Raw genomic sequence first — 21496 nt, forward strand, 5'->3', positions numbered from 1 at the left:
AACACATGACCACTAATATTGGCCTACATTTTTTTGTTAAATTATTCCGAAAACAATTAACCGGCAAATAATTATGTCTAAATTCAAGCGCATTCTCCTCAAGCTTAGTGGCGAAGCCCTCGCAGGCGAAAAGGGCCACGGCATCGACAACCAGATTCTTACTGACATGGCGTCCGAAATTGCCTCCATCGTCAAGCAGGGCGTGCAAGTCGCTCTCGTAATTGGCGGCGGCAATCTCGTCCGCGGTATTTCCGCATCTGCAGGCGGCATGAATCGCGCCCAGGGCGACGCCATGGGCATGCTCGGCACCGTGATGAATGGCCTCGCCATGCAAGATGCTCTCGATAAGCAGGGTGTGGATTCTGTGGTGATGTCCGCTATCCGCATGGAACCGGTTTGCGAATTCTTCGACCGCCGCAAGGCTCTCAAGCTTCTCTCCGCTGGCTCCGTGGTAATCTTCTCGGCCGGTACGGGCAACCCGTTCTTCACCACGGACAGCTGTGCTGCTCTCCGCGCTATCGAAAGCGAATGCGACGTGATCATGAAGGCTACCAAGGTCGACGGCATTTACACCGCAGACCCGGTCAAGGATCCGACCGCTACCCGCTTCGATGATATCTCCTACAAGGAAGTCATCTCCCGCGGCCTCAAGGTCATGGATACCGCAGCAGTTGCTCTCTGCATGGAAAACAACATGCCCATCTTCGTTTTCAAGATGGAAAAGGGCAACCTGACCCGCGCCGCCGTTCAGGGCGACCTCGGCACGCTGGTGCACTGCTAATTAGCGGTTAAATCAAACTGTATTTTTGGCTTCGTCCGCCCTTGTTTTCGGGGCGGGCGATTTCTTTTTGTATTAGGTCTTGAATGTCGCGGAGTGCGGAGTCGTGGCTTGTGCCAGTGAGGGCTGCCGCTTCCTTGACCGAGAATACTTGCGGCAAGGCGCCGCTCCAAACGGCTTCTACAATCTTGCGTTCGCGAGCGCTTAAATCGGCCTGCTGGTTCCTTTGCAGGAACTGCATTCTCTTGAGGGCACCAGCCGTTTCTTTGCTGCAATCTTCGATGGATTTTCGCATGGCGTTCAAGAACCACAAAATCCATTCCGTCAAGTCTCCGTTTCCTGCTTGCGCCTTGAATAGGGTTTCGATGTATTTTTCGCGGTCTTTTAAAATTTGTTCATTCAGCGCATATTGGCAACGGGAGGTGTCTTCGCTTCGGGCCAATAGCATGGCGCTCAAGGCGCGGGCTATGCGGCCGTTGCCGTCTTCAAACGGGCGGATGGTCAAGAACCAGAAGTGAGCGATTGCTGCTTTAATCGCACCGTCTTGCGTTGAATTTTCAAACCAGTCCATAAAGCGTTCCATTTCGTGTGGAATACGCTCCGGGCTTACACCGGTAAATGTGCCTGCGATGCTTTCCTTGGTTCTGTAGCTTTTTACTTTGTTCTGACCGATGGCGGCATGCCATGCGAATAGACGCTCTTCGGTAAGGGGGAGCTTGGCGTTCTGAATGGCGCCGACAAAATTTCGAATGTCGTTCTTGGCGGAATTCTTCTTTTGAATTTCGCCTTCCAGGTTCTGCAAGTCAAGTTCGTTTCCGTCCAGGGCGTAGTTTGCGGCAATATCCCGGGCCAGCATTTTGGTTTCAAAGTCGGAATTACAGACAAGGTCTGCTACCCCTACAAGGGCGCCTTCTTGCAGGCGGGTTTGGCCGAGGGCGTCTATAACGCTCTGTGCGTTGTAGCGGAATTTGGTCCAATCGGGGTACTGGTGTATAAAAAGCGGCTTAGAAACGATCATTTGACGCAAAATATACGTAGAAAAGCGGAAAAAACAAGAGAAAAAGGCTATTCTTCCAAGTTGGAATACTGTTTTTGTGAAAATTTTCACTATTTCGACAGAATCTGTTTATATTTCTTTACAGATGGATTAGGGGTCCAAGCGATTTGAGGTGTTTGCGCTTGGTAAAGAGAGGCTCGACGGGTTGGCGAGTCTCTCTCCTTTTTTAGGCTTTGAAAATGTTGAGCCATAAGGGAATCTGGAATCTTCTGTTGGGGCTTGAATTTTTATTTTTGCCACATGCAGAAAATCGATACATGGTACAAGGCCGAGGGCTATTGCCCCGCTGAAGAATTTGAACTGGCTAGCTACCTGCTTTTTGAAGCAGGCGTGGCAACGCTCGAAGAATTGGATCCGAAGGCAGAAGGCCGCACAGACTTTTGCTTTTATACTGGCGACAAGGCCGAACGGGACCGTATCGTAAATGAATTCCCCCAGTATCATTTTTCCGTTAGCGAAGAACCTGCCAAGGATTGGGACAAGTGGTGGCGCGACCGTGCGCAGCCGGTGTCTGTGTCCCCGCATTTGTGGGTGCGTCCGCCTTGGGTTGAATTTACTCCCGATGACCCGAAAGCCGTGGTGCTCGAACTGGAAGCAAAGACTGCTTTCGGTACTGGCGAACACGATACCACCAGTAGCTGCGCTACCTTGATGGAATCAATTGATTTCAAGGACAAGACGGTGTTGGATATCGGTACGGGTACGGGAATCTTGGCCATGTACGCTCGCCGCTTGGGCGCCCGCATGGCTGTCGGCACCGAAATCGACCCACTCACGATTCCTTGCATTGCCGAAAACTTCGAACGCAACGGCTTCAAGGAAAGCGATTGCATTCTCGGCTTCTTGGACGCTTTTAAGGATGGCGCCAAGTTCGACGTGATTCTCTGCAACATGATCCGCAGTGAACTCTGGCCGCTCCGAGACGACATCGAAGACTTGCTCGCCGAAGGCGGCGAACTCATTATCTCGGGACAGCTCCTCACCGAAAAGGATTATATCCTCAAGTGGTTCGAAGAAGCCGGCTTCAAAGTCAAAGAAGAAAGAGTCAGCGGCGAATGGTGGAGTGTGCTTGCACACTCCTAAATGAGCCGCGTAGTGGTGACAAATGCGTAAGGCGAGCGTCGCAGCCATACATGTATGGATATGACCGAGCCTAGCATTTGGCAATCTCACGAAGTGAGATTGCAATGGTGGAGTGTGCTCGCGGTGAACGCGTAAGCGTTATTTCCCGCGGCGGAAAGAACTAAACTGCACCGGAGAATTATTCCGTTTTTCATTTCCGCGCTGATTGTCGCGGTTGTTCTGCTTGTTGTCGCGATGGAAATCGCGGCCTTTGTTGCCATTGGAGTCGCGGCGATCACCGCCAAATTTACGGTCGCTATGGAAACTTTTGCGCTCCCCATTACCGAAATTGTTGTTGCGGTTGTCGTCGCGGAAGTCGCGACGATTGTCATCGCGACGGCCTTCGCGGTTGTTGCCGCGATTTTCACGAGGATCGCCAAACTGTGCGGCGCGGCGTTCCTTGCGGGCGGAGTTTTCCCAACGACCCTTTTCGCCGGATTTCTGCGGTACGATGGTGACCACTCGCTGTTCGCGTTTCTGCTGTTCGCGCTGGCGGTAGTCCTCGTTTTCTTCGCGCTCCTTGCTGGGGAAGAATTCCTTGCCTTCGGCCTTTGCACTGCGGCTTAAAAGCAGTCGGCCGATCTTGCCGAGTTTCAAGCGTTCTAGCGTTGCGCGAATTTGCGGGCGGTTTTCTGGAATGTACCAGAAGAAGAACTGGCGCTGGCTTCTCTTTTGCTCCGGTGTCTTTGCCACGTAAAGCGGCTTTCCGTCCGGCGTCATTTCAGAGTAGAACATTTCCGTTGCAATGGTCATCGGAGTCGGCGTAAAGTCCTGCACCTGTTCCAGCTGGAATCCGAGCTGCTTTGTTTCGAGTGCAAGCTCGGCCATGTCGGCTTCGGTGCATCCCGGGTGACTGCTGATGAAGTATGGAATAATCTGCTGGCGTTTTCCGATGCGCTTGCATTCGTCGTCGAAGAATTCCTTGAACTTGTGGAACAGCGTAAAGCTCGGCTTGCGCATCAGCTTGAGCACGGCATCGCTGGTGTGTTCCGGGGCCACCTTCAGGCGCCCGCTCACATGATAATCAATCAGTTCGCGGGCGTATTCTTCGTGGTCGCGAATCAGTTCTTCGTCATCGGTTTCCTGCAACAGCATGTCGTAACGCACGCCGCTACCGATGAATAGGTGCTTCACCTTCGGGTGATTGCGCACTTCGCGATAAAGTTCCAAAAGTTCGTGGTGGTGCGTGTCCATGTTGTCGCAGACTTTCGGAGTCAGGCAACTGGGGCGAGCGCACTTTTGGCAACGGCTCGGGTCTCGGCCACGCATGTTGTACATGTTGGCGCTGGGGCCGCCCAAATCGGTGATGGTGCCGGCAAAGCCGTCCATCTTGGTAATCAAATCCACTTCGCGCAGAATGCTTTCGCGGCTACGGCTGGCAATGAACTTGCCCTGGTGTGCGTTGATGGCGCAGAAACTGCAACCGCCAAAACAGCCGCGGTGCGTGTTGATGCTGAACTTGATCATGTCGAACGCAGGCACGGCTCCGCGCTTTCTGTAGCGGGGGTGCGGTTCGCGAGCGTAGGGGTATTCAAAGCTTTCGTCCAGTTCGCCGTATTCCAGCGGCGGGTAGGCCGGGTTAATCACCACTGTTTGCTCGGCCACATCTTGCAGAATGCGACGCTGGAACCACTTGTTGCATTCAATGTCTACCTTGCGGCAGTTGTCAATTTGGTTACGCTTGTTGGCAAGGCAATCTTCGTAGCTGGCGAGGCGCAAGTCTTCCCACTGCTTGGTCGTGGGTATTTGTCCCTTGGGGGCCAAGTAGGCTGTTTGCGGAATGGAATGCAAGCTGGAGAAGGGAACACCCTTCTTTAAAAGTCGTACGATTTCCTTGAGGGGCTTTTCGCCCATGCCGTAAACGAGAATGTCGGCCTGGGTATCGAACAGAATGCTCGGCTTGAGTCTATCGCTCCAGTAGTCGTAATGCGTCACGCGACGCAAGCTGGATTCGAGTCCGCCAATCAACAGCGGAACATCGGGATAGAGTTTCTTTAAAATCTTCGCGTAGGTGTAGGTCGCGTAATCGGGGCGGAACCCTGCCTTGTTGCCGGGCGTAAAGGCGTCGTCGCTACGCAGGCGTTTGGCGGCGGTGTAGTGGTTCACCATGCTGTCCATGCCGCTTGAAATCGCGAAGAACATGCGGGGCTTGCCTAGCTTCTTAAAGTCGCGCAAATCGTCGCGCCAGTTCGGCTGCGGCAGAATCGCTACGCGTAAACCTTCATGCTGGAAAAGGCGACCTACCACGGCGTGCCCAAAGCATGGGTGGTCCACATAGGCATCGCCACTGATAATGATGACGTCCACGTAATCCCAGCCGAGCTCGTCTAGGTCTTCTTTACAAATAGGCAAAAAACGCGGATCGTACATAGAATGTAATTTAGAAAATAACCTCGTACGTCATTGCGAGGAATCGCAGGTGACGCGGCAATCTATGATGGATTTCTAAATTGTATACCATGAAGCCTTTAAGCAATCGTACTGATCATTTTACTGAATCTGTCATCCGTCATATGACGCGCATCGCAAACGCTTGCGGCGCCATTAACCTTTCGCAGGGTTTCCCCGATTTTGATCCGCCCAAGGCTTTGCAAGACCGATTGGCCGAAGTGGCTCACACAGGGCCGCACCAGTACGCGCTTACTATTGGCGCCCAGAATTTCCGCGAAGCCCTCTCGAAAAAGCAGGAACATTTCAGCGGGCTGCTTTACGACCCGCAAACCGAAATGGTCATTACTTGTGGCAGTACCGAAGCCATGATGATTACCATGATGTCGGTCTGCAATCCGGGCGACAAGGTGGTGATCTTTTCGCCTTTCTACGAAAACTACACCGCCGACACGATTTTGAGTGGTGCGTCTCCGATTTATGTTCCGCTGGACCCTCACGATTTCACCTTCGATGCCAACGTCCTCGAAGATGCCATGAAGCAGCCGGGCGTCAAGGCGTTGGTGCTTTGCAATCCGTCGAACCCCAGCGGCAAGGTTTTTACCCGCGAAGAACTACAGATTATTGCCGACCTCGCCATTAAATATGATTTGTATGTAATCACCGACGAAGTCTACGAGCACATCGTTTTCGCTCCGCACCATCATACCTATCTGGCAACGCTTCCGGGCATGCGCGAACGCACCATCGAATGTTCCAGCCTTTCCAAGAGTTATTCCATTACGGGTTGGCGCCTGGGCTACGTGCTTGCCGCCGAACCCATCATGAATTGCATCAAGAAGGTTCACGATTTCACGGTGGTGGGCGCTTCTTCGCCGCTGCAAGAAACGGCTTTGACCGCCCTCAACTTCGGCGACGATTACTACCAGGAACTGCAGGCCCATTACACCCACATGAAGGATATCTTCACGGGCGGTCTCAAGAATCTCGGCTTCAAGTTCTCCGAACCCCAGGGCACGTATTTCGTGATGATGGATATCAGCGAATTCGGTTACAAATCCGATGACCAGTTCTGTATTGACCTTGCGCAAAAAGTGGGCGTCGCTGCAGTGCCGGGTTCAAGCTTCTTCCGTGAACCGGTGAATCACCTGATTCGTTTCCACTTCGCCAAGAAAGACGAAACCCTTGTCGAATCGCTCAATCGCTTGGAAAGTCTCCGTTTTAAGCTGAAGTAAGAGCTTTTGGCCTAGCGGCTTGATTTTATTGCCCCGCCTTGGCGGGGCTTTTCCTTTTCTATGAAACAGAATGTTTCATGGATGGTCTGTTTTTGTATGTTTTTCGAATAAAAATCTTAATTTCTGTTGAAATTACGCTTGTTTTGTTTCATGAAAATCTTATTTTTCTTTAAAGAGCTATGAAACCGATTGCTGAATACAAAGATTATCGCCTTTATATGCGGGACTTCTACGAGGAGAAAAAACGCACCTCGTACTTCTCGTGGCGCGAATTCGCAAAGATAACGGGGTATTCTTCGTCGGCATACTTGAAGCTTGTCTGCGATGGAAAAACGAGGCTGAAACGCGCTGGGGCCGAAAGGGTGGCGAAGGCCATGGGCCTTTCGGGATTCAGGGTAGAATATTTTTGCCTGATGGTCGATTATTGTGATTCTTTGGATGCTCGCTCCCGTGAACAGATATTTTCGCAGATGTGCGCCCTGATGGAGGCAAACGGGGTGCGCGTGCTGGGGGCCGAGGCGATTGATTATTACAAGTCGTGGATCAACCCGACCGTGCGCGAGTTGGCTCCGATGATGCCGAGGGCGAAACCTTCTGAAATTGCCAAGATGTGTGTGCCCGAGGTGACTGTTGGCGAGGTGCGGAATGCGCTCACGCTTTTGGTAAAGGCGGGATTGCTCAAGAGCATGCCTGATGGATCTTACGTGCAGACCGATAAGGGCTTGACTGGGGATCCGGTCCTGGTGTCAGGTGCCATGAGGATGATGCAAAAGCAGGTGGCGCAATTGGCCGCCGATGCACTGGATATTGTTCCTTCGACGGAACGCGATATTTCGGGATTTACATTTGGAATAAACGAAAAAACTTTTGGACGCTTGGTCAATGAAATTAAACTCTTTCGCGAACGGGTCAAGGAAATCGTTTCGGAAGACGAAGGTTGTGACCGCGTGTACAGATTGAATTTGCAACTGTTTCCGTTAAGCGAAAAGCGGGAGAAGAAAGATGAAAACTTATAATTCTGTAAAGCAGAATGTAATGCGAAAAATGTTTGCGTTGGGCTTTGCCTGTGTCGCCTTGCTTGTCGGCTGCGGTGGCTTTACCGAAGACGTGAACGGAATTGTCGCTGAAGACCATTCCGCCAAAGTGACACTTATTGAGTCTCAATACGCGCTGGCACGTGTCGCTCAGTCGGGAAAAGTGGAACGCAGTGCTGCCGGTGACTCGATAACCATCGTTCTTGAAATAAACGGTGGGTGTGTCAAGGAGGGTGAATCGTTTGCCTATGACGAGAACTTCTACTTTGCGGATTCGCTGACATTCGCCTACAGTTTCCGTGGCGATACGCTGTTGCTCTCGAAAATCCGTGAACCGGACCCGTATGAAGCAGACCAGGAGCGATACGAGGAATCGTTCATCTTTGTGGGCGGTACAGCGGGTAAGCTCGATGGAATCTGGAAAAATACACAGTGCCGCTACCGTGAAGAAAAGATGTACTGCATGAATGACGGTTACGATCAGTTCTTCAAGTTTGATGGAGACAAGGTGGAATACCGCGTCACGGACCGCGTAGATTACGACTACATGCAGACAGTCTTTGTTGACCAGTTATTCGATTTCATCGGGGACGGAGGCTCCATTCAGTTGGAAACGCCCTATTACTATTCGGATACGAAATACGAACAGGAAGAATATGGGATAAGCATTCTTGAAAAGACGAAGAAATCCATGAAGTTCTCTTATAATGGTTTGACCTTTGATCTTAATGTAGATTATGCCTATTATAAGGATAGCTTGTCTGTAACTCTCAAGTCGGGCGACGTGACCTGCGTTGGAAAACATCGGGAAATCGTGTATGTCCAGCCTGAAATGTGCAGCGCTGCTTATGCAGGTAATTTCTATGAGATCGAAGATACGGGATTGCTGAAATATGAAAAGCAGAATGATTCCGAATTCGAAGCGTGTATTGACGGAATTCTCGGACGCAATCAAGAATAACGCTCAGCGCGATTCTTCGCGCTTCTCCGCATCCCGCTTGGAGTAAACGCACCCGCAGTAATTCTGCCTGTACAAATTGTATTCGGCAGAGAGCTGGATGGAACGCTTGTAGCCGCCCTTCTTCTTGAAGTCGCTGGGCAGGTGCTTGATTCCGTAAATGTCGCACTGTTCTTGCACCACTTCGTTTAGCACCTGGGCGTTCTTCATGGGGCTAATGGTGAGCGTAGTAGTGAAGTATTCGCAATTCAACTCTTTGGCGAGCTTTGCAGATTCTTCGAGACGCAATTCAAAACACTTGCGACAGCGCTTGCCACCTTCGGGCTCGTTTTCTAGGCCGCGGACGGTGTCGTAGAATTTTTTCGGATCGTATTCGCCTTCAATCAATGTCACCGGATGCTTCGTCTTGAATTCGGCCACAAAGCGCTTGATTTCTTCAACGCGGTGGCGGTATTCTTCATCAGGTGCGATATTCGGATTGTAGTAGAAAAGCGTAATCTTGAAATACTGGGACAAGTATTCAATGGTGTAGCTGCTGCAGGGCGCACAGCAAGCATGCAACAAGAGCGTCGGCACTTCGCCGGTGCGTTCCAAACGGCGGATAATATAATCCAAGTCGCGCTGGTAATTATGCTTGGGCTGCTGCGATTCCATGTCTTATCCCCAGCTCAAGGTGCCGAAAGCCGTAATCCAGAAACAAATGCTTGTGACTACAGCGAAACTTCCCATGACCGTGCGTTCCTTGTGGGCGGTGCTAAAAAGTACGGTGGCCGTATAGAACGTGAGGTACAGCGCAAAGAAGAATGCGAGAATGCGCGTTACCATAAACGGAATAATTTCGGGCAGAACGTGTCCGGCCGAAAGTAGCACGAAAAGTGCCACGAATTGCATTGTGGTCGGCACAATGAAGGCCTTGCGCACTTCGGGCGGAATCACCTTGTAGCGGGCGTTCATGGCGTAATTGCCGAGGGGGGCTCCGCAGGCGAGTGCGATATTCAGTGCAATAGAGGGTAAAAAGGCGATTGCGCCGATGATGGCTGCGATAAACATGACTTAAAGATAAAAAAAGGACGGCTCCGGGTAAAGGAGGTAACCTAGAGCCGTCAGGGAGTGTTTGGGTATCCATAAAATAGATATTCCAATATGGAATAACCATATCTAGAGTGCATTTCTCGTTTACTCGGGTAAACAGCCCTGTAACCAACTGTAATTGACGCTAAAAGTGCGTTAAAAGCCGCTGAAGTTCTTTGCTATATTTCTTGCCAATGCTAAACCTTTATAATCATGTCGCAGAACTCTGCTCGATTATTGTGGGCTCCTGCTCAGAGGAGTTCTTTGTCAAGTACAGTTGCGTGTCTCCTGCTGAAAAGGCGCGCATCTATAAGGTTGTGCAGTTCGGCGTTAAGGTTTTGTTCAATGAAGGCGAACAGCCGGAAGTCCGGCAGCTAGAGCCCAGCGATATAACGGAATCCTTCCTTAAAAGTTTGCAATCCCTGATAGAAGAATTGAAAAATAGTCGGGATTACTATGCTTTGCTAGGGTTGTTGCAGATTATGGATCAATCCATGACTTTGCTATTGGAGAATGCTATAACTGAGCTTGAAAGTGAAAATTTTTCGATAGTGCTGAATACCAACCGAGAGACGGTTGGTGTGGGGATTTTGCCACGATGTTCTTGTATATGGGAGCGTAAACACCGACTTGTACATCGCTACAACAACTTGGAAAGTTTTCTCTATAATATATTGCTTATCGAAAATTCGGTGCTGGGTGAACTCATTGACGAACATTATTTTTTAAGAAAGGAATTGTTCCCCCGGTTCAAGGAACGCAATTCCGTAAAGATTGCGGCTACCCCCTTGCGTCGCGAACGTAATTTTAAAGTCCAGCTCACGGATAAGGACAAGGTCCAGTATTTCAATATTGCCTATGAAAATCCTTCCTTTGAGTCGGACAATCTGTTGATTTGGGAAAAAATATGGACCGCCGCCGAAAACGAAAGTGATATTGTCGTCTTCCCGGAACTTCTCGGAAATGCAGAAACCACGAATTTTGTGGCCAATAAGATCAAATCCCTTTCACCCGCCGAAGCGGACAAAATCCCGTCGTTGATTATTTTGCCGTCTTATTGGGAAAAGAACCGTAACGTGGTGACGGTCATGGATAAGTTCGGGAAAGTGATTTGCAAGCAGAATAAGCAAAATCCCTTCCGCAAGGAATTCGACGGCGTAGGGTACCTTGAACAAATTAATTCAAACCTGGTGGTGAACATTCTTCATTTCCAGGGGATTGGCCGTATTGCCATTTTAGTCTGTAGAGATTTCTTGACTACGGAATATATGCAGCAATTGATGCGTTCCTTTAAGCTAACGCTCATTATTGTACCTTCATTCTCTACGGGGTCCTACGATTTCCGCCGTTCATTTGACTTGTGCGCCCACGAAGACTGCAATGTGGTATGGATTAATACCTGTGCCGCTTTTATCAAGGGCAAAGAAGCGAATTTCCAGGATATCGGTTATGTGCGCAAGCGAATCTCCCGCAATGAAGATGAGGCCCAGATGCTTTACAAAATGCCCATTTGCGGCAGCGCCTTCGATGGGGTATGTGCCCACGACTGCATTTATTACGAAACGATACAAGGGGTGTGATTATGGAATTTGAATCAATTGAAAAAATTCACCAGGGCAAATTCATTACCCGCTACGATATTCATTACAAGACGGTCAGCGGCAAGCCCAAGACTTATGAAATGATTAGCCGTAACCCCGATATCACGGGCCTTAAGGATATGCTGGAGAAAAAGCCCCATGCCGTGGTGATGATCATGCATGACTGTACCGGCCAAAAGCTCCTGCTTTGCAAGGAATATCGCATGGCCGTGGGCGAAAGCATCTATAATTTCCCGGCAGGCCTTATTGATCCCGGTGAATCTTACGAAGAGGCCGCCGCTCGCGAACTCCGCGAAGAAACAGGCCTTTCGCTCATGCGAATCGACGAAGTCTGGAAACCCAGCTATTCCGCAGTGGGTTTTTCTAACGAAAGAAATGTGGTCGTTGTTGGTGTGGCCGGTGGCGAAATCCGCCCCAGCGATTCCGAAGTCGAAGAAATTCAGGCGGAATGGTTCGACAAGAAACAAATCCGCGAAATCCTCAAGGACGAACGTCTCTCCGCACGCACTCAGACTTATTGCGCCATGTGGAGCCGCCAGTAACTCGTTAGCCAATCCATTAAAAGCTGACTCTCGCTTTCATTGCCGCGTGCAGCGGATGCATGGCCTCCTCGGCTGATCGCCTGAATGTTACCGCCAGTGACAATTGCAAAAAAACATTGCCGATTTCTGCGCTGCTGCGCAATTGAATCTCTCGCCTCGGTGCCCCCTTCGGTATGGTTAGGGCAACGCTTGCATTATTGAATGCGTCTACGGCGTAAGTCGCTTTCGCCTCGTAAAGGGGTGGCCCGAAACCTATATCGCGAGTGTGCCTTACGCGGATTTTTCCTGAAAAAATCAACTGTTCCTGCATGGCGTCATTTCCGGTAAGATTCCATGTGGATTGGATCTTTAAGGCTAAATCATTTTGTCGACAATATTCTTCTGCCGAAAGACAGGTCGCACTTGTCGTTCCCCTTAAAGTTTCTGGGCCCGATTCGGTGGAGCCTTTGAGTCGGGTCTTGCTGGTATCGCCTTCTAGAGGGATCATGGTTCGGGCGTTTATGGCAAACTTGCTTTTCCACGGGTCATGAAAGGTTGTTCCGATATTTTGACTTCCCCAAAAACGGCTTTTGGTGATGGTTGAACTCAGGTGCGCTTCTTGTGGCAAGGAATCTCCGTGGACGTACGCATCGGTCTTCCATGCTAAAGTGGCGTATTCCACTTTTTCCCGGTAGTGGAGTTGCAATTTTATTAAGGGAATGTCGCTGTTATTTTCTGGAACCCACCAAGCGGCAAGGCTTCCCCAATTTCCTTTCGCTTGCACTGAAAGGGAATGCTTTTCGATACTGTCTGCCGGGTGTTTGTGGTTCCAAAAAGCGAGTTGTAAGTCCATCTCTTTATTCGGCAAGAAATCCATGGCCAGCCGGGTGGTCATTGCCGTGTCCAGCAACGCTCCCACCTTGAACAATCCCACGGGATAAAGCAGGGCTGTTCCCCATAAGGTATCTAGTGGAATGACGCTATGGAGCTCTTTTGTTGAAATCTGTCCGAAGTGAGCTTCGCTGCCCGCGTTCCTGTAAGTCAGAAGCGATTGTGCTCCAAGCCGTAGCGTATACCTGTAAAAATCGATTCGGATGTCGGTGCGCTGACTTTCCAGATATCCCAGGGAATCTGTGCGGCCTTGCCATTCCACGTACCCGTGGGGAACTAGGCTCGGTCTCTCGTTTTTTCGGGCTTGCTTTTTTACGGGAGGTTTCTTTTCCTGTTTTTTCAGCTTGGGTATTTCTTCGCTGGCGCAACTTTCGAGTGCATACACTTCGGCTAAAATGCATGCTTCTTGGGTATTGCCCTCTTCCAACAGGTCAAAAATCTCACGGGCTTCGTCGCTGTCGATGATGCCGTCATCCCACCATTCAAAAACTTGGGCTTCGTTAAGGCTGGTGGCTTCTGCCGCAAAAGCTAGCGGGATGGCGATGCATAAAAGAAACAGGAGTAATGTCATTTTCGGGGTACCTCTATATTATACACGCCATTTTGCCCAAAACGGTACGTTTTTGCACCCTGAAAAGTTCTATTTTTGTCTTTATGGCAAATAACTGGTCCAAAAAGCCCTTCTCGAAAGGTCCCTCACGGCAACCTTCCCGTAATGCATCTGCCGCAGGTCGCGACTTCGTGCCGCACCTCAAGGCTCCCCGCACCGACTTCCCGCTGTTTAACGGCAAGCGTGTAACGCCTTCGTTGGCCGGTCTCGACAAGCTGTTGCATTACTATGGCGTGGAACTCCAGCCCGAAACTCTCAAGCAGATTTGGGAATTCCACCAGTTGCTCCGTGCCAATAACGATGACCAGGATTTGACGCGCCTCAATGCCTTTGAAACCATGGTGGAACGTCATTACGCCGACTGCACCCTCATCAATGCCTATGTGCCCAAGTGGCCTGCCCGCATGATCGATGTGGGGAGTGGCGCCGGATTCCCGGGCATTCCCCTCAAGATCGTGAACCCTTCCATTCGTCTCACGCTGTGTGAACCGCGCCCGAACCGCATCAACTTCTTGAACATGGTCATTGAAAAAATGGGCCTCAAGGGTATCGACGTGTTCGGCCATAAGGTCACTAGCCGCAGCATGACCATTCCGGTAGATGGTGTCATCAGTCGCGCTTTCGAACTGATGGAAAAGACCCTCCCGAGAATTGCAAATTCATTGAAGGTGGGCGGCCGCGTTTTCTTTATGAAGGGCCCCGCCGTTGCAGACGAACTCAAGACTTTCCACCCGGAGGATTTTGGCTACAAGTTCGTGGGTCAGCATTTCTATACCATTCCCAACAGCACCCAGGAACGCGCCCTCATTATTCTCGAACGAGTGGAATAATTTTTCGCTGATTTGCAAACGAAAAAAGTCAGGTGCTAAACCTGACTTTTTTATTTGTAATTCTGTCTGCTTCTGAATTAGAACTTGAACAGCATGCCGAAGCGCATCTGACCGTCGCGCACGCCGTCGTTGTCGCCTACGTCCTTGATGGTGGCGAAGTCGAATTGCAGCACGTCGGAGAGCATGAAGCCAAAGCCCAGGTCCACTTCGTTACGCTTGCCGGTTTCGTCGTACAGGTAACCGGCGCGCAGTGCGATGGTGTTGGCGTATACGAATTCGGTGCCCAGGTTGAACACGCCCTGCATAATGGATTCCTTAACCTTGTTGCCGTCTCTTTCGGGGTGAATCAGGGACTTCCAGCTAGAAATGTAGAAGGGTTCCGGATTGCCCTTGGAGTCGTCGTAAACCACTTCGCGGTTGTAGTCGGCGACTACAGTCCACTTGTAATCGGCGAGGCTCAAGATTTCATAAGAAAGTCCCAAGCGCCAAGTCAGCGGAATCGGGTCTTCGATGGTCTTGTCCACGTAGTACACGCTAGGACCGATGTTGGCAAGAACCAAGGCAAAATTTAATTTGTCTATAAACAAGTTCTTCTTCAAGACGCCGATGTCGAAGGCGTAACCGAAGGTGGTTGCTTCTTCTTCGCCTGCGGCCGCGCCGGAACTCAGGTCCGAATAGAAGAACTTGATAGAAAGGCCCAGGCCCCAGTCGTTGGGGAAGCGGGTGCCGTAGCTGAAGCCGCCCACGATTTCGGAACTGTTATAGGCGACCAGATCGTCGGCGTCCACATCGCCCGAGGCAACCGTAGAACCGAAGCTCACGAAGTTCACGAAAAAGCCGAGAGTACCCCAGTCATTCAGCGGAATGGTCATGCCTGCGTAAAGGTGGTACAGGTCAGGAATATTCAGAATCGGCAAGAGCTTTTCGTAGAAGGCTGTAATCTGGTAGTCGGCGTCCTTGAACTGCTCCATGCCGTTGGCGGTGCTGAACCATACGTCGTTACCTTGCGGAAGCACTGCCCAAACCTTGTTGGTGCTGAGACCGTTACCGCTGTGGTAATGCACCCATTCGTCTTCGCTCTTGGTGGAACCTTCTTCTTCGGCGGCGCCGCGTTCAAGTTCCGCCTTGCGGCCGCTTGCGGTGGCGTAGTCCGGCAGGTGGCGCCATACGCCCTTGTCGGTTGCAATCCAGATGCCGCCGCGCTGGTCCACGGAAATATCGTTCACCCTGTTATCTGCAAATTGCACCTGTTCCCACTTGCGCAATGTGAAGTGGGAGAGACCTCCGTTATGGGCGGCCCAGACGTGGCCGGAACTGTCTACGGCCAAGGCCGTCGGTGACAAGTCCATGATGCCGTCTTCTTCGGTGAACAGGCTCCAGCGGTCTTTGTCGTTGACACTCTTTTTAGGAATGAGCCTGGCGATACCGGCGCCTTCGACTGCCACGTAAAGTTCCTTGCGGTTTTCGGACCAGACCAGAGCGCGAATCTTTTGGCTGGGGAGCACCTTGCCTTTCTGTTCAAATTGACCGTTGCGGTAAACGAACAGACCATCTTCGGTACCGATCCAAATGGAGGCGCCTTGGCTTTCCAGCGCGGTAATGCGGTGGTGACCCAGTTCTTCGTCGTAGTTCTTCCAGGCCTTGCCGTCAAAGCGGTAGAGGGACTTGGGGGTGCCTACCCAAAGTTTTTCGGTGCGGCTTTCGTAAAGGACTGCCGTGATGGTGTCCTTGACCACCAGGTTCCAGGGCATCTTGACTTCTACCACGTGCTTTTCGTCGTCGGCGTTCTTGATGTCGTTGAACTTCTTCACCTGGCGCACATATTCGTCCAGGCCACGTTCGGAACCTACATAAACCTTTACGGCGTCGCGGACCTTGGCGTTACCCTGTAGGGTAATAGAATGATAGTTGACCCATTGTTCGCCGTCAAACTTCTGGATACCTTCGGCGGTACCGGCCCAAAGTTCACTCTTGCTGAAGAATCCGTCCTTGGAGCGGGAGGCCATGCTCGTAAAGAAGGGGGCATTCTTGGATTCGACGGGGTAGCTCATGCGCCATTCATCGGCCAGGGGGCCAAAGGCGAGACCTGCCGGGTTATAGTACATGGCGGTCGGGTCGTCGGCAAGAGCCGCACCGGCTTCGCCCATGCCCAGCTGGCGTGCGCCTACGGGCATTTCGAGGGTGATAATGGCAGAACCTGCCGCAAAAGACAATGCGGGAGCAAGAAGAAGTGCTGTAAGTAGAGATTTACGCAAGTTGCCTCCAGTCGGGGACATCATAGTGGTTGCCGTGCGCAGGCACGACTGCTTTCCAGCCGGACTTGCTGGGATTTTCCCAGGGTTGTTTAGGCAAAAGCCTGCAGTCGCAGCCCAAAACGTAGGGCGGGAGAATTTCCGCATGGTTGCGGATTTGTTCTCGGGTAATAAAGTTTTCGTCGCTCACGAACTTCACGTATTGCTTGCCCTTGGGGCCAAGTTCGATGCGGTAGGTGGCGGTGCCGTTCTTGTCGCCTTCGTCAATGGTGCGGATGGTGGCTTCCATGGTGGCGTTCCATTGGGCGATCAATTCTTCTTTCTTTTCGGCAGGCAAATTCTGTGTATCGAGCCAAGACCTGAGGGATGCCTCGGAAGGCTTTACTGCCGTGAGGGATTCCCGGGCGGGGCGCACCACTACGGCGTATTGTCCCGAAACGTCGATAACGCGCTTGGGTTCGTCCTTTTCGTCGGAACTGTGGATAATCACGTACGCGCCGATGGCGGCGAGTATCACGGACAGGACAATAATCGCGATGACGATAATGACTGATAGCATATTTTATTCCATTTGGAATTATTCGTTACTCTCAAAAACTAGCATTTTCTAAATTGTGGGACAGGAGATTTTATGTCGAAATTGAAGATTTTTCTTGTATTGCTGATGTGTAGCGCCTGTTTTGCCATCCCCTTCAAGGTAGAAACGGTTAGGGAAGGCTCTGGAGACTCCATTCGGGCCGGTCAGCTTATCAGGGTGCATTACAAAAGCTACGTTTATCTAGACAGTGTAAAAATCCTGGCCGAAAAGGCCCGTCTCGCGGATTCCTTGCGCATTGCTGATTCCCTTCGCCTAGCAAACGACTTTAATTCCGACCAGATTGCTGGTGTGACAAAAGTTGACACGACCAAGTTGGTGAACGAGAAGTCCAAGAAGAAAAAGTCCAAGAACAAGAAAGATGTTCCGGTCGCTGTAGATACGGTGGCTGCGGTCGTGGACTCTTCGGCTGCGCCGAAAACCTTTGTGGATTCTATCGCTCCGGTTCCCACCGATACTCGCTTTAAGCTGTTCTCGGAATCCTATGCCGGTGGAGAACCCCTTGAATTTACGCTGGGCATGGGCCTTGTGATTCCTGGCTGGGAAAAGGGCCTGCTTGGCATGAAGCCGGGTGAAGTCCGCAAGCTCTACGTGCCTTACCAGATGGGCTATGGCGAAAATTCTCTCGAAGGGGTTCCTGAATATTCTGACTTGTTCTTTATCGTCGAACTGGTCAGCGCAGACCCTCCCATGGAACCCGATGTGTTCCCCAAGAATGTGGAAGGCCTCAAGTGGCGCGAAGCCGCAAAGGGCCTCAAGGTCTACGACGAAAAGGTCGGTAACGGCAAACCTGCCATGGTGGGTTCCGTGCTCAAGACCCATTATACAGGCTGGCTCCTTTCGGGCCGCAAGTTCGGCTCTTCCAAGGACATGGGCAAGCCGCTCTCGGTGGTGATGGGTGCCGGCAAGATGATCAAGGGCTGGGAAGTAGGCCTTGAAGGCATGCGCGAAGGCGGCGTACGCTGGTTCCGCATTTCTCCGGCCATGGGTTATGGCGCAACAGCCTACTCCATGATTCCGTCCAATTCCACTTTGATTTTCCGCGTGGAACTGGTCGCTTCCGAAGTGGATGAAGCGGTTGTCGCAAATATGGATTTCTTCCCCGACACTACGGCCCTTACCTTTGAAAACGGTCCTGAAGGACTCCGTTATGCAATTATCAAGCAGGGCGAAGGCGAACCCGCCCAAAAGGGTAACGTGGCTAAGGTGCATTACACCGGCTGGCTTACCAACGGCTACAAGTTCGACAGCTCCCGTGATCGCGGCCAGGTCTTTGGCTTTACGCTGGGTGCAGGTCGCGTGATTCGCGGCTGGGAACTGGGTGTGCAGGGCATGCTCCCTGGCGAAAAGAGAATTTTGGTGGTGCCTCCCGGACTCGGTTACGGAGCCCGAGGCGCAGGACCTATCCCTGGTGGTTCAACTCTTATCTTTGCAGTTGAATATCTTGGCGAGTAATTATTTATAATTAACCGGTACGTATAAAACTGGAGTTTTTATGGAAATCAAATGGCTTAATCCCGATGCAAAGTTTGACCGTCTTGTTTTGGCGGGCGATATTGGTGGTACGAACACGAACCTTGGCCTGGTGGGCTACAAGGACGACAAGTTTACCCTTATCCTCGAAACGGATTGCCCCTCCAAGGACATCGACGGTCTCGAAGCCCCGATTCGCGAGACCCTCAAGATTGCAGTCGAAAGCCGTGCAGACCTTAAGCCGTCCCACATTTGCATCAGTGCCGCAGGCCCCGTATGCAACAACAAGTGCGTCATGACCAACCTCCCGTGGAGCGTCGATGGCGAAGCCCTGACAGCTGCAACTGGTATCCCGACACTTGTGATCAACGACTTCATGGCTATTAGCTATGGCATTCCGACTCTCGACGTTAACGACCCTGCGCAAATTCACCAGCTGGTCCACACTGACGGTAGCAAGCCTGCTCCGCAGAAGACGACCAAGGCTGTCGTTGGCCCGGGTACCGGCATGGGCGTTGGCTTCCTCGCTTTCGACGGTCAGAAATACATTCCGGCTTGCTCCGAAGGTGGCCACTCCACGTTTGCTCCGTTCGACAAGGATTCCCAGGAATTCCACGACTACATGGAAAAGAAGCTTGGTGCTGTGCCCGGCGTAGAACCGCTCGTGTCCGGCATGGGTCTCCGTAATATGTACGAATGGTGGAAGGAAACTCGCGGCGTGCCCGATAACGATGCCTTCAAGAAGATTGAAGAAACCGAACCGAATGACCGTCCGAAGTACATCAGCCGCGCCAGCGATACCGATCCGGTGGCTGCTGAAATGATGCGCCTGTTTGTGAAGATGCTTGCCCGCTTTGCAAGCGATGCCGCAACGCTCTTCCTCCCGCTGGGTGGTTTCTACCTGGCTGGCGGTACGGTGCAGAAGGACCTTCGCTGGCTCGAACGCGACAACCTGTTCATGAAGTACTTCGAAAAGAACTACAACCCGAACATCCGTCCGCTTTTGAACAAGATTCCTGTGTACGTAATCAAGGACTACAGCATCAGCCTTTACGGTGCTGCCAATGCCAGCCTGAATCTGCAGAAGTAGTCATTCTGGCGCCAGAGGCGCCGGGCGGACAGCACTTAGTACTTACTTGTAATGCAATTAAAAAAGGAACCCATTCGGGTTCCTTTTTAACATTCTTTAATTCTCTGCTTATTCCCAGTCGTCGAAGTTGTCGGCGGCCGGAGCTGCAGGTGCCGGTTCCGGTTCGGGAGCAGGTGCCGGAGCGGGTTCCGGTGCGGGGGCAGGAGCAGGCTCGGGTGCCGGTGCAGGTGCTGGCTCAGGAGCGGGTGCCGGTTCCGGTGCCGGAGCAGGAGCGGGCTCGGGTTCGGGAGCAGGAGCAGGTGCCGGTTCGGGCTCGGGTGCCGCGGCCGGTTCGTTATAAGTGTTAGAATTGGAATAGGAGTAGTTGGAGTAGTCTTCATCGCCGCCGGGGTTGCCCACGTCGTCGTTCTTGCTCATGTCTACCCACCAGGCATAGTTCAGCGGAGAGAGAACCTGCTTGCCGTATTCCTGGGCGTTGGCGCTGGATTCGAAATAACCCACGCGAATACGGTAGTAAGTGCCTTCCAGTTCGCCCGGATTTTCCACTTCGGCGACATAGGCCTTGATTCCGCTTTCGGCAAGCTTTTTCACGATACCGTCGGCAGCTCTCTTGGAAGACTGGATGCTGACCTGGATGACGAATTCACCCTTGGCGAGCGGCTGGACACTGCCGGCCGGTGCGGGGGCAGCGCTCTTTGCGGTTTCTTCGACAGCGGCTTCGCTAGATTCTTCGTTTCCAGAAAGGGACTGGATGGGGACGAGTTCCGGTTCGTCAGCCTTGGGCTGTTCGGCAACCTGCTGGGCAGGCTGTTCGACGGGAGCCTGTGCCGCGGGCTTAGGCTGCTCCATCTTCGGAACTAGTTCTTCTTCTTCGTTGCAAGCTACAAGCAGGGTGCTTGCGAGGGCAACGGCGCTCAGAGATAAGATTGCTTTTTTCATCCAATTCTCCACTTTTTTTGAAAAATCAAGACAAAAGGAGTCTTTTATAACAAAAAATATACATAAGTCTTTGATGTTACGCAAGTTAAAATGTAAAATTTATTCAAAAAAGAGCCGAAAAGGGGCTTTTTTTTATACCCTTGACGAAATTACGGCAATTAAATATATTTGGCTATCCAAAAACGAATTTCTAATTTAACCAAAGGATAATCGTGATCGGCGTAATTGTTAAGTCCAACGAACCTTTTGAACGCGCTCTCAAGCGTTTCACCAAGTCCTGCGAAAAGAACGGCATCATTTCCGATGTCAAGAAGCGTCAGCGTTTCGAAAAGCCTTCTGAAGAAAAGAAGCGCATCGAAACTGCCGCTCGTCGCAAGCGCTTGAAGGAAATCGCTGACCAGAACCGTAAGCGCCTCTACTAATTCGCGCCCGGTTTTCGGGTCGATTTAGCGGTCGCCATTAAGGCATCGATTTTTGTAATGAGTCGTCGGTCCATGACCGGTGGCTCGTTGCGTGTTTCTAGGGATATTTTAATCGCGGGTAGGTCCGCAAAGGGTAAAAATATGAGCAGTGCATTGCTGACTAAGATCAAGGATGATATCAAGGCCGCCATGAAGGCGCACGATTCCGAAACTCTCGGAACGCTCCGTACCCTCCATTCCGACATCAAGAATGAAGCCATGAAGTCTGGTGCCACTCCGGCTCAGATCGAAGAAACGATCACCGACGAAATGTGCGTCGACGTGCTCGCTCGCAGCGTAAAGCAGAAGCAGGAAGCCATCGATATTCTTACGAAGGGTGGCTTTGCGGACAAGATTCCTGCCGAAGAAGCGATCATTGCCCTGTACCGCAAGTACATGCCTGCCGAAATGACCGAAGACGAAGTCAAGGCCCTCATTGCCGAAATCAAGGCCGCGACGGGTGCTTCTAGCCCCAAGGACATGGGCAAGATCATGAAGGAACTTTCCCCGAAGGTCAAGGGTCGTTTCGATGCCAAGCGCGCCAGCGCTCTCGTGCAAGAAGCATTAAAGTAATAGGCGGTGGGTGCGCT

At 51.5% G+C, this 21496-nt stretch carries 20 protein-coding genes; 12 read left to right on the top strand and 8 right to left on the bottom strand.

The genetic code is table 11. The features are described from left to right. Positions 1-73 precede the first annotated feature (73 nt). A complete protein-coding gene (gene pyrH / locus ACJMNB_RS00365) occupies positions 74-781 on the top strand; it encodes a UMP kinase (protein WP_405337675.1) in 708 nt (235 codons plus the stop codon). A gap of 7 nt (positions 782-788) precedes the next feature. Here pyrH and ACJMNB_RS00370 read toward each other — a convergent pair whose 3' ends face one another. Beyond that, entirely contained in the window at positions 789-1796 is a 1008-nt protein-coding gene (locus ACJMNB_RS00370) for a Fic family protein (RefSeq protein ID WP_405337678.1), read from the bottom strand. A gap of 279 nt (positions 1797-2075) precedes the next feature. Between ACJMNB_RS00370 and ACJMNB_RS00375 the strand changes: the two genes are divergently transcribed. Further along, the gene (locus ACJMNB_RS00375) at positions 2076-2918 is read left to right on the top strand and encodes a 50S ribosomal protein L11 methyltransferase (protein ID WP_405337681.1); all 843 of its coding nucleotides are present in this window, start codon (positions 2076-2078) and stop codon (positions 2916-2918) included. A 138-nt stretch (positions 2919-3056) separates the two neighbouring features. Here the strand turns inward: ACJMNB_RS00375 and ACJMNB_RS00380 are convergent, their stop codons facing one another. Beyond that, positions 3057-5327, bottom strand: coding sequence for a YgiQ family radical SAM protein (locus tag ACJMNB_RS00380; RefSeq protein WP_405337684.1), 2271 nt, complete (start codon positions 5325-5327; stop codon positions 3057-3059). Positions 5328-5416: 89 nt separating this feature from the next. Here ACJMNB_RS00380 and ACJMNB_RS00385 point away from each other — a divergent pair, with 89 nt between their 5' ends. The 3 genes from ACJMNB_RS00385 (at position 5417) to ACJMNB_RS00395 (ending at position 8575) form a co-directional block, all read left to right on the top strand. Beyond that, the gene (locus tag ACJMNB_RS00385; protein WP_405337687.1) at positions 5417-6580 is read left to right on the top strand and encodes a pyridoxal phosphate-dependent aminotransferase; all 1164 of its coding nucleotides are present in this window, start codon (positions 5417-5419) and stop codon (positions 6578-6580) included. A 179-nt stretch (positions 6581-6759) separates the two neighbouring features. Continuing rightward, positions 6760-7596, top strand: a complete 837-nt coding sequence (locus ACJMNB_RS00390; protein WP_405337690.1) for a TIGR02147 family protein — start codon at positions 6760-6762, stop codon at positions 7594-7596. Beyond that, complete coding sequence (locus ACJMNB_RS00395; protein ID WP_405337693.1) at positions 7583-8575, top strand: hypothetical protein; 993 nt, start codon at positions 7583-7585, stop codon at positions 8573-8575. Before ACJMNB_RS00390 ends, ACJMNB_RS00395 begins: the two co-directional genes overlap by 14 nt. A 3-nt stretch (positions 8576-8578) precedes the next feature. Here ACJMNB_RS00395 and ACJMNB_RS00400 read toward each other — a convergent pair whose 3' ends face one another. Together ACJMNB_RS00400 and ACJMNB_RS00405 are read right to left on the bottom strand one after the other, a co-directional pair. Beyond that, positions 8579-9226, bottom strand: coding sequence for an epoxyqueuosine reductase QueH (locus ACJMNB_RS00400; RefSeq protein ID WP_405337696.1), 648 nt, complete (start codon positions 9224-9226; stop codon positions 8579-8581). Positions 9227-9229: 3 nt separating this feature from the next. Next, the gene (locus ACJMNB_RS00405) at positions 9230-9622 is read right to left on the bottom strand and encodes a hypothetical protein (RefSeq protein WP_405337705.1); all 393 of its coding nucleotides are present in this window, start codon (positions 9620-9622) and stop codon (positions 9230-9232) included. A 215-nt stretch (positions 9623-9837) separates the two neighbouring features. On the opposite strand from ACJMNB_RS00405, the gene ACJMNB_RS00410 reads away from it, so the two are divergent. Both ACJMNB_RS00410 and ACJMNB_RS00415 read left to right on the top strand, forming a co-directional pair. Beyond that, positions 9838-11223 carry a hypothetical protein gene (locus ACJMNB_RS00410; RefSeq protein WP_405337708.1) on the top strand — a complete coding sequence of 462 codons (1386 nt, stop codon included), beginning with the start codon at positions 9838-9840 and terminating at the stop codon, positions 11221-11223. A gap of 2 nt (positions 11224-11225) precedes the next feature. Then, positions 11226-11786: an NUDIX hydrolase gene (locus tag ACJMNB_RS00415; protein ID WP_405337711.1), complete on the top strand. Its 561-nt coding sequence runs from the start codon at positions 11226-11228 to the stop codon at positions 11784-11786. A gap of 16 nt (positions 11787-11802) precedes the next feature. Here ACJMNB_RS00415 and ACJMNB_RS00420 read toward each other — a convergent pair whose 3' ends face one another. Then, positions 11803-13227: a hypothetical protein gene (locus ACJMNB_RS00420; protein WP_405337714.1), complete on the bottom strand. Its 1425-nt coding sequence runs from the start codon at positions 13225-13227 to the stop codon at positions 11803-11805. Between the two features lie 83 nt (positions 13228-13310). On the opposite strand from ACJMNB_RS00420, the gene rsmG reads away from it, so the two are divergent. Beyond that, a complete protein-coding gene (gene rsmG, locus ACJMNB_RS00425) occupies positions 13311-14096 on the top strand; it encodes a 16S rRNA (guanine(527)-N(7))-methyltransferase RsmG (protein WP_255369180.1) in 786 nt (261 codons plus the stop codon). A 77-nt stretch (positions 14097-14173) separates the two neighbouring features. On the opposite strand, the gene ACJMNB_RS00430 is transcribed toward rsmG, so the two are convergent. Further along, on the bottom strand, positions 14174-16351 hold the full coding sequence (locus ACJMNB_RS00430; RefSeq protein ID WP_405337718.1) for a PorV/PorQ family protein: 2178 nt from the start codon (positions 16349-16351) through the stop codon (positions 14174-14176). Beyond that, complete coding sequence (locus ACJMNB_RS00435) at positions 16344-16907, bottom strand: hypothetical protein (protein WP_405337721.1); 564 nt, start codon at positions 16905-16907, stop codon at positions 16344-16346. Before ACJMNB_RS00435 ends, ACJMNB_RS00430 begins: the two co-directional genes overlap by 8 nt. 72 nt (positions 16908-16979) lie before the next feature. On the opposite strand from ACJMNB_RS00435, the gene ACJMNB_RS00440 reads away from it, so the two are divergent. Then, positions 16980-18398, top strand: coding sequence for an FKBP-type peptidyl-prolyl cis-trans isomerase (locus tag ACJMNB_RS00440; RefSeq protein ID WP_405337724.1), 1419 nt, complete (start codon positions 16980-16982; stop codon positions 18396-18398). Between the two features lie 40 nt (positions 18399-18438). Then, entirely contained in the window at positions 18439-19506 is a 1068-nt protein-coding gene (locus tag ACJMNB_RS00445; RefSeq protein WP_405337727.1) for a glucokinase, read from the top strand. Positions 19507-19614: 108 nt separating this feature from the next. Here ACJMNB_RS00445 and ACJMNB_RS00450 read toward each other — a convergent pair whose 3' ends face one another. Beyond that, positions 19615-20445 carry an SPOR domain-containing protein gene (locus ACJMNB_RS00450; protein WP_405337730.1) on the bottom strand — a complete coding sequence of 277 codons (831 nt, stop codon included), beginning with the start codon at positions 20443-20445 and terminating at the stop codon, positions 19615-19617. A 212-nt stretch (positions 20446-20657) separates the two neighbouring features. On the opposite strand from ACJMNB_RS00450, the gene rpsU reads away from it, so the two are divergent. Beyond that, positions 20658-20867 (top strand): 30S ribosomal protein S21, encoded by a 210-nt coding sequence (gene rpsU / locus ACJMNB_RS00455; protein ID WP_014546541.1) that lies wholly within the window; start codon positions 20658-20660, stop codon positions 20865-20867. 141 nt (positions 20868-21008) lie between these two features. Continuing rightward, the gene (locus tag ACJMNB_RS00460) at positions 21009-21479 is read left to right on the top strand and encodes a GatB/YqeY domain-containing protein (RefSeq protein WP_405337733.1); all 471 of its coding nucleotides are present in this window, start codon (positions 21009-21011) and stop codon (positions 21477-21479) included. Positions 21480-21496: the final 17 nt, after the last annotated feature.

It is taken from the genome of Fibrobacter sp., from assembly GCF_045131395.1.
Taxonomy (GTDB): domain Bacteria; phylum Fibrobacterota; class Fibrobacteria; order Fibrobacterales; family Fibrobacteraceae; genus Fibrobacter.